Below are 7,926 nucleotides of genomic sequence, written 5' to 3' on the forward strand. Positions count from 1 at the left end.
ATCACAGGGACGCGGTCGCACCAAAAGCATCCAGATCGATCTCGCCCCGCTCCAACTTCTTGAGCACCTGCAGGTACAGGGGGCCCTCCACCTCGAGGACGCGCGCCCGCAGGCGCTCGGGCGTGTCGCCCGGGAGAACGGGGACCTCGACCTGCGCCAGCACCGGGCCGTGATCGTACTCGTCATCCACGAGATGGACGGTCGCGCCAGTGACCGATTCGCCGCTCGCGATCACGGCCTCGTGCACGCGCATGCCGTACATGCCGGGCCCTCCGAACTTCGGAAGCAAACTCGGGTGAATGTTGAGGATGCGGTTTCGGTAGGCGGAGAGCGTCCCAGATCCGATGCGCTTCATGTAGCCGGAGAGGATCACCCATTCGGCGCCGTGGGCGCGCAGTGCCTCACAGAGCGCCTCATCCGCCTCCGCCTGGCCGCCGCAGCGCTTTTCGTTGAGGATAGCGGTCGGGATGCCCACCTCGCGCGCGTAGGAGAGCGCTTGGCTGCCGGGATTGTTGCTCACGACAAGTACCGGATCAAACTCGATTTCGTGCCGTGCCCGGGCCGCAAGCAGGTAGCGCATGCCGGAGCCGTTGTGGGAGGCGAGAAACGCGATTTTTCGCATCGGCGACTGTTCCACTCCTTTGAATGCGTGTATCCTGAAAGAGAATCTGCAAACGACGAGCGAGGACGATAGCATGACACCATCGGATCGACTCAACCAACTTCCAGACGGCGTGTTCCAAGAGCTTGCCATCGCTGCCCACGAGCGGCGCAAAAAGGGACTCGACGTGATCGATCTCAGCGTCGGTTCGCCCGATCTCCCTCCGCCGCCGCACGCCGTCGAGGCCCTGATTCGCGCCGCGCAGGATCCCCGAGAATATCGGTACGCCATCACCGCACTGCCGGAGTTCCACGAGGCCGTCGCCCGCTTCTACGAGCGGTACGGCGTGACCCTGGACCCGGAGCGAGAGATCCTGCAGCTCGCCGGATCTCAGGACGGGCTGAGCCACTTGGCGCTCACCATTTTGAACCCTGGTGACGTGGCCCTCATCCCCGATCCGGGGTATCCCATCTACGACGCAGGAGTTCGCCTGGCGGGCGCGCGCGTGGAGCCCATCCCGGTGGATGCCGAGACGCTGCAGCCCCGCTTCGACGCCATCCCTCCCGAGGTGTGGCGACAAGCGAAGATGATGGTCCTCAACTTTCCGTCCAATCCGACGGCCGCGATCGCGACGAGAGGCACGCTCGAGCGGGCCGTGGCGCTGGCGAAGCAGCACGACCTTCTGCTCGTGCACGACTTCGCCTATTCGGAGCTCGTGTTCGACGGCGTTCAGCCCATCAGCATCCTCTCGATCCCGGGCGCCAAAGAAGTAGCCATTGAGTTCAACTCGCTCTCGAAAACTTACAATCTCGCGGGCGCGCGCATCGCGTACGCCGTCGGATGCCCAGACGCGCTCGCCGCGTTGCGCAAACTGAAGTCGCACATCGACTTCGGCGTGTTTCTACCTGTTCAGCGCGCGGCCATCGCGGCGCTCACGACGCCGTGGGACGGCTACGAGCGGCAGCGAGCCGTGTACGCGGAGCGGCGCGATGCGCTCTGTGAAGCGCTCGGCGAAGCCGGCTGGCCTGTGCGCAAACCGGCGGCCACGATGTTCCTGTGGGCCCAAACGCCGGGCGGGCAGCCTTCCTACCCGTTCGCGCTCGCGCTGCTGAAAGAGACCGGCGTGGCGGTCACCCCAGGCATCGCATTCGGGTCCCGCGGTGAGGGGCATGTCCGCATGGCGTTCGTCCACGACATCCCCGTGCTCAGGGAGGCTGCGCGGCGCATCGGCGCGTGGCTCCGCCAGCATCACGGATGAACGAGCATCAGCCCGCGCGGCCGCGCACCGGCGCGCGGTGCCTATGCCCCATGCGCTGCGCAGCCGCCTGCCACATGTCCTGCCTCACCACATCGCCGCGAGCCCGCCGTCGATGTTCAGGGCGACGCCCGTGACGTATGACGCCGCGTCAGACGCGAGAAACGCAATGACCCGCGCGGCTTCGTCCGTGTCGCCGATGCGGTTCAGCGGAATGTTGTGCTCCGGAAGCCGCGAAAACTCCTCCCAAGTGAGGTCCGGCCGCTGCGCCTTCCACATCTTCTCAATCTGATCGCTCCGAATCTGCCCGATGCACACCGCGTTCACGCGGATCCCGTGCTTGCCGAGGTCCTTGCTCATGGCCTTGGTCAGCGCGATCCCGGCCGCCCGCGAGACGGACGACGGCATGGACGACGGCCCAGGCGTCTTGCCGCCGATGGCGGTGACGTTGACGATGGAGCCCCCACCCTGTCGCTGCATGTGCGGCACCGCGCGGCGCGAGCAACGGATGGCGGCAAACAGCTTCAGGTCGAGATCGCCCTGCCAGTCTTCATCGCTCACCGTGAGAAAGCCCCGCGCGTTGGCGGTCCCCGCGTTGTTCACCAGAATGTCGATCCGGCCAAACGCCTCCGCGACCGCGTCGATGAACGACTCGCACGCCTGCGCCTGGCGCACGTCAACGGACATGGCGAAGACGTGCCTCCCCGACGCCTGTTCGATGGCGCGCTTGGCCTCTTCGAGAGCCGCCTCCGTGCGCGCACAGATGGCCACATCGGCGCCCTCCATCGCGAGCAACGCCGCGGTCCTCAGTCCAATGCCCTTCGAGGCGCCGGTGATCACGGCGACTTTGCCTTCGAGCCCAAGCTCCATGTTCCTCGCTCCCCTCTTGGCATGTCACCCATCTCCTCCAGTGTAGCGGATGTCGGGCGAGGAACGCGAATGAGCGCCTGCGCGCGCCATAAACCAAAGCCGATGGCCGCGCCGACACAGTTGAACAGAATGTCGTCGACTTCGAACAGCCGATAGGGGATGCCGATGCGAGCCGAGATGATGAGCCCGGCCACCTGAAGGACGGCCCCCGTGAAAAATGACACCATGAGGACGAGCGATAGCCGGCGCATCGATGCGTACAGGGCAGGGAGCGCCGCGCCGAGGGGAACAAACTGTGCGAGAGAGCGAGCGAAGATTTGCCACACCCCCGTGCGCACATTCAGCGCGCTCCTCAGGGTCTCCCAGGGAGACATGTCGATCTCGGGCCACGACGGCACCCCGTGCAGGGGGATGGGAAAGAGCGCGGCGTCCACCATCCACAGCGCATAGAGAAACAACGCGTGGTGCGCGCACAGCGCCCGCCACTCGAGGTGCCACCGGTGCACCGCGGCGCGCACCACCCAAGTGACCGTGTACGCACCCCAGAACATAAGGCCGAAGGGGAGAAACGTGATCATGCATCTCCTCCGTCACTTGGGACCCGGAGGGGACGCGTCGCCCTCCGGTCCCAGCATGGCGATCCGCACGGATCATAGCGCAGGAATGCCGCGGACGTCATGAGTCCTGAGACCCGTCTTTGGATGGTGAAAACGCCCATCTCGCAGAGCTTTCGGAGGATTCTGGCTCGCGGATCACGAGCGCCACGCCTCCGAGGATCAGCAGAGCCCCGAACCAGAACGAGGCCGTGACGGTTTCTCCTAGCACGAGCCATCCGAGCGCGGTGCCCACGAGCGGCTGCAGAAAGAAGTACACGCCTCCCGCCCCAGCAGGCATGCGCCGCAATCCCTCATTCCAGAGAAGAAACGCGCCGGCCGTGGACAACACGCCGAGATACAGGATCCCCAGCCACACCGAGGTGTGACCCAGGAGGATTCCGAGATGCGGCATGTGCGGCCAACCGAGCGGCGTCATCACAGCCAGGGCCACGAGCATGGCGTACGCCGTGACGACAATGGACGAATATTCAGAGGGCACGCGCTTCACGAGCACAGACTGAAGTCCCCAGGTCACGGCCGCAACAAGTAGAATCAGGCCACCCAGAGCCTCCCGGCTGTGCGCCTCGTGGCCGAGGCCAATCATAACCATGACGCCGAGTGTCGCGAGGATCACCGACGCAGCGCGCCTCCACGTGATGGCTTCACCAAGGAGTACGCGCGCGAAAATGACCATAAACGCGGGCGTCCCCGAGGTGATGACCGCCCCCATCTGCGCCGTCGACCATTCCGTTCCCACGAATTGCGTCCAGATAGAGAGCGCGTAACCCACGAGGCCGATGGCGACCACCGTGCCGACATGGCGCGCTGAAATTCGCCAGTTCACCCGCCGCACAAGACCCACCGCGCCAAGCGCGAGCACGCCAAGCGCGTACCGCAGCCAGATGAGCGCCGATGGATCTACCCAATCCATCACCGCTTTGCTCACCACATACGTGCCGCCCCAAAGAGAGGCTGCAAGCGCCAGACACAAGGCGCCCACCCAGGAAGATTTCATCCCCATCCCTCCGCCCGTTGCGTGATAGAACTTGGCGAAGGGCTGTGCCCTCGCCTTCAGCCACGGGCACGGGGCACGTCGAGTTCAAAGTGCGCTGGCAATGTGGCCACCTCCCATTCGCCTCCATCCTAACTCCGCCGACCCGGCCTGTCGATAACCCGTAGAAAAGAAAAACACCGCTCTGTACGAGCGGCGCACGGGTCCATCCATCAAGCGCGAGCGAACGATCCACCCTTCGAATCGACGGGCAGAAAGGCGGAGAGGATCGCTCCGACGATGGGAACCACCATCAGGATGTAGAGGACGCTTGTGAGGCCGACGTGATCGGCCAGGACACCGAAGAAGGTCGCGCCAATTCCGCCTGCGCCCACGCCGAAGCCGATGGTGAGCCCGGACGCGAGGGAGACATTGCGCGGCAGCAGCATCTGCATGTAGACCACCGTGACGGCAAACGACGAGAGGATAAAGAATCCGAACGGCAACAGCGCCACGGCAGCCCACGCACCGTGAAGGAACGGCAAACCGAAGGCAAACGGAATGGACAAGAGCATCGACAGAAGCAGAATGCGCTGCTTCGGCATGCGATCCGCTAGGGCGCCGCCAATGAACGTCCCCAACGCGCCGGCCCCCAGAAACACAAACATGAGGGCATCAGACAGTCGATACGACATGCCAAATTTGTGGGCGTAGTAGAACGGCATGAACTGGGCGATGCCAATTTGGCACCACGAGCGGAGCACAATCACGACCACCAGGAGCGCAACGGCGCCGATGCGATTCTCGCCCTCGATGGTCCTGCGCACCTTCGCGTAATCCCGTAGCGAGGCTTTGTACCAGGGATACAGTCGTAGCGTCAACAGCAAGCCCAGTGCGACGCCCACGAACATCCACAGGACGCTGTGGATCCCGGCCGCGAGAATGAACAGCGACACGATGAGGGGCCCAATCGCTTGGCCGCCGTTTCCGCCGACCTGGAAGATGGCCTGCGCCAGGCCCTTCGCCCGACCCGCCGCGAGGTGTGCCACGCGCGAGGCCTCGGGATGGAACGCCCCCGACCCCAGGCCGCTTACAGCCACCATGAGAAGCAGCACGCCATAGCTGGGCGCGATCCCGGTCAACGTGATGCCCAGCGTGGACAAGAAGAGTCCTAATGGCAGCATCCACGCCTTTGGGCTTCGATCCGCCCAAGCGCCAAACAAGGGCTGCGCCACGGACGACGTGATATACGACACAAGCACAATCAGGCTGATTTCCGTGTAGTTGAGATGAAACAGCGGCTTGTACAACTGCGTCAACGCCGGAACCAGGCCGGTCGTCGACAAGTCGTTCAGAAAGTGGGAACCGCTGATACTCCACACGGCGTCCCGGTTGATTCGCCCCTTCTCGCGAACCGCCTGCACCACAGCCATGCACCATCACCCCTGCAGAATCTCTGTACGGCTGACATCGTGCCGTTATTTCGCCTCACGAATCAAGGGCCGAAAAAGCGGGCAAGCTGTTGGCTCACCCGCTCATACGATCTCGACATGTCGGTTCGCGCTGACTTCAAAACTGGATGTGCAGCGCGGCCAGGATGGCAACAACCACGCCCACTACAATACAATACCAGCCAAATGGACGCAAGGCGCGCACCTCGGTGGTCTCGAAGTAGCGCATGAGGAAGGCTGTGCTGAGAAGTGCAAGCACGCCTGCGCACAGGCCGCCAATGAGTCCATCGTGAAACATCACGTGGTTGTGCTGGTGTAGCATCTTCGGCACTTCCAGAATTCCTGCGCCGAGAATCACCGGGGTCGCAAGCAGAAAGCTGAACCGCGCCGAATCCTCGTACTCGAGCCCGCTCGCAAGTCCTGCCGCCATCGTGATGCCACTTCGCGAAAAGCCCGGAATGAGCGCGAACGACTGGACAATGCCAATCAGGAAGCTGCGCCCGTATGAGAGGTTCTCAATGCGAGTCGTCGATCGCCTCCGCTTGCGGCGCATCCCGTCAGCCCAGAACAACACAAAGCCGTTCACAATGAGAAAGATGGAGGCGGACAAGGCGGATGGAAATAACTCCTGAAGCTTGTGTTCAAATATCTTGCCCAGGACCGCGGCGGGAATGGTCGCCACGATGATGAGGAGCAAGATGCGCCGCTCCACTTTTCTTCGCCGGTCAAAAATCGAGGCGATCAGGTGGAGCCATTCCGGCAAGAAGTAAATGAGAAGCGCCAGGCCTGTCCCAAGATGAAGCATCACGACAAAAGGAAGAAATTGATTGGACTGCGAAAACTCCGTCCACCGCAACAGGTATGGCAAAATCACCGCGTGTCCGACGCTCGAGATGGGAAAGAGTTCCGTGATCCCCTGGACGATACCATAGATGATGACCTGCAGTAGGTGCATACCGCGCCTGCCTTTCCTTCGGGAGATTAGGTCTCGATCCCATTGTACAGGAAGATTCCATCTCACTCACGCGATTGAGGCCCTTTTGGACCGGACGCGATCGTGCTAAGCTCTATGCAGGGAAAGGGAGGAATGACGCATGAGCAAAGCTCAAGCCGTGCTCACCCACTGGCACTCGCATCGGGATGTCCTCGCACCACTCGTCGAGTCGGTACCGGAGGATAAACTGGACTTCAAGCCGTGGGACGGGGCGATGTCGTTCCGCGATCTCGTTTGGCACATCCTCTCGACAAGCGCCTGGTTTGCGGCCGCAGCCCAAGCGGGTCGCATCACGGACCGGCCCGAAAAGCCGGATTTGGGTTCAAAGCAGGCGTTGCTGCAGGCCATCTCGACCTTCAGCGATGGCACCCACGCAGACGTGGCCTCCGTGGCGGACGAACAGTTTGACAGCCTGGTCGACACCAAGGCAGTGTTTGGAGCAGATTTGCCGGTGAAGGCACTGCTCGGGAGCATAGTCGATCACGAGATTCATCACAAGGGGCAACTGTTTGTCTATGCCCGCTTGATGGGCGCTGAAAAATTACCTTTTTTTATTCACAGGGGCTGACGAACAATCAGAGGGCCTTGCGGCGTTCGCTGCCGCAGGGCCCTACTCATTTGATACATCTGTCGGTGTCGTTGCTACTGGGCTCTCCGGAACTGTCGCGTCCGCGGCCGGCCATGTTTTGTGAATCGCGGCGAACGTTTTACCCGAGCAACACCCGCTATGGGCGATGGCGACACCGCAGTGTCGGCGAACGGCTGCGAAGCCCTCCGTGCAGTCCTGAGAGCGTAGAGCGATATGCCGATGGAGACGACCATGATAGCGGTGTTCAGCAGGGTGACTGCGGTGTTTACCTGCGTCACGCGCGTGTTGATGTCGTTGGTTACCGTATTTTCCTGAAGAGGAGTCAACGGACGCACGCCGGATCGCCCCTTGACGCCAGCATACGCAGTAAAAGTGACACGTGTGCATCACCTCAAGCTTCGTGCGAAGGGCCGGGAGCAGGGCTTCGGCCTTCGGCGCTTCGTGCGAAGGGGGGAGCAGGGCTTCGGCCTTCGGCCTGCAGATCTGCTCCCCCCTTCGCACTTCGCTTCTGGTTGCGGCGGTGAGGGCATTGAGTGCTTGGCCGTTCCCTTGGAGAGGCTGCGATTCTCGGGCCTAGGG

Annotated in this window: 8 protein-coding genes; 2 read left to right on the top strand and 6 right to left on the bottom strand. The window is 62.7% G+C overall.

Annotated elements, in window-relative coordinates; translation table 11 throughout:
* Position 1 precedes the first annotated feature (1 nt).
* Entirely contained in the window at positions 2 to 622 is a 621-nt protein-coding gene (gene purN / locus AMA01_RS11335) for a phosphoribosylglycinamide formyltransferase (protein ID WP_067851047.1), read from the bottom strand.
* Between the two features lie 73 nt (positions 623 to 695).
* Here purN and AMA01_RS11340 point away from each other — a divergent pair, with 73 nt between their 5' ends.
* The gene (locus tag AMA01_RS11340) at positions 696 to 1,859 is read left to right on the top strand and encodes an aminotransferase class I/II-fold pyridoxal phosphate-dependent enzyme (protein ID WP_067851049.1); all 1,164 of its coding nucleotides are present in this window, start codon (positions 696 to 698) and stop codon (positions 1,857 to 1,859) included.
* An 84-nt stretch (positions 1,860 to 1,943) separates the two neighbouring features.
* Here AMA01_RS11340 and AMA01_RS11345 read toward each other — a convergent pair whose 3' ends face one another.
* The 5 genes from AMA01_RS11345 to AMA01_RS11365 all read right to left on the bottom strand — a co-directional run bounded on the left by AMA01_RS11345 (position 1,944) and on the right by AMA01_RS11365 (position 6,719).
* Positions 1,944 to 2,726 (bottom strand): SDR family NAD(P)-dependent oxidoreductase, encoded by a 783-nt coding sequence (locus AMA01_RS11345; RefSeq protein ID WP_067851051.1) that lies wholly within the window; start codon positions 2,724 to 2,726, stop codon positions 1,944 to 1,946.
* Complete coding sequence (locus AMA01_RS11350; RefSeq protein WP_067851053.1) at positions 2,693 to 3,304, bottom strand: VanZ family protein; 612 nt, start codon at positions 3,302 to 3,304, stop codon at positions 2,693 to 2,695. Before AMA01_RS11350 ends, AMA01_RS11345 begins: the two co-directional genes overlap by 34 nt.
* A 97-nt stretch (positions 3,305 to 3,401) precedes the next feature.
* Positions 3,402 to 4,337: a DMT family transporter gene (locus tag AMA01_RS11355; RefSeq protein ID WP_067851055.1), complete on the bottom strand. Its 936-nt coding sequence runs from the start codon at positions 4,335 to 4,337 to the stop codon at positions 3,402 to 3,404.
* Between the two features lie 209 nt (positions 4,338 to 4,546).
* Entirely contained in the window at positions 4,547 to 5,746 is a 1,200-nt protein-coding gene (locus tag AMA01_RS11360) for an MFS transporter (protein WP_067851057.1), read from the bottom strand.
* Positions 5,747 to 5,882: 136 nt separating this feature from the next.
* On the bottom strand, positions 5,883 to 6,719 hold the full coding sequence (locus tag AMA01_RS11365; RefSeq protein ID WP_067851059.1) for an undecaprenyl-diphosphate phosphatase: 837 nt from the start codon (positions 6,717 to 6,719) through the stop codon (positions 5,883 to 5,885).
* Positions 6,720 to 6,858: 139 nt separating this feature from the next.
* Here AMA01_RS11365 and AMA01_RS11370 point away from each other — a divergent pair, with 139 nt between their 5' ends.
* Positions 6,859 to 7,326: a DinB family protein gene (locus AMA01_RS11370; RefSeq protein WP_067851061.1), complete on the top strand. Its 468-nt coding sequence runs from the start codon at positions 6,859 to 6,861 to the stop codon at positions 7,324 to 7,326.
* Positions 7,327 to 7,926 lie beyond the last annotated feature (600 nt).

Source organism: Alicyclobacillus mali NBRC 102425, from assembly GCF_001570745.1.
Classification (GTDB): Bacteria; Bacillota; Bacilli; order Alicyclobacillales; family Alicyclobacillaceae; genus Alicyclobacillus; species Alicyclobacillus mali.

Bases quoted from the DNA above. Each gene is read 5' to 3' on its own strand.
- AMA01_RS11360 (WP_067851057.1), bottom strand. From the start codon at position 5,746: ATGGCTGTGGTGCAGGCGGTTCGCGAGAAGGGGCGAATCAACCGGGAC.
- AMA01_RS11350 (WP_067851053.1), bottom strand. From the start codon at position 3,304: ATGATCACGTTTCTCCCCTTCGGCCTTATGTTCTGGGGTGCGTACACG.
- AMA01_RS11355 (WP_067851055.1), bottom strand. From the start codon at position 4,337: ATGAAATCTTCCTGGGTGGGCGCCTTGTGTCTGGCGCTTGCAGCCTCT.
- AMA01_RS11340 (WP_067851049.1), top strand. From the start codon at position 696: ATGACACCATCGGATCGACTCAACCAACTTCCAGACGGCGTGTTCCAA.
- AMA01_RS11370 (WP_067851061.1), top strand. From the start codon at position 6,859: ATGAGCAAAGCTCAAGCCGTGCTCACCCACTGGCACTCGCATCGGGAT.
- AMA01_RS11365 (WP_067851059.1), bottom strand. From the start codon at position 6,719: ATGCACCTACTGCAGGTCATCATCTATGGTATCGTCCAGGGGATCACG.
- AMA01_RS11345 (WP_067851051.1), bottom strand. From the start codon at position 2,726: ATGGAGCTTGGGCTCGAAGGCAAAGTCGCCGTGATCACCGGCGCCTCG.
- purN (WP_067851047.1), bottom strand. From the start codon at position 622: ATGCGAAAAATCGCGTTTCTCGCCTCCCACAACGGCTCCGGCATGCGC.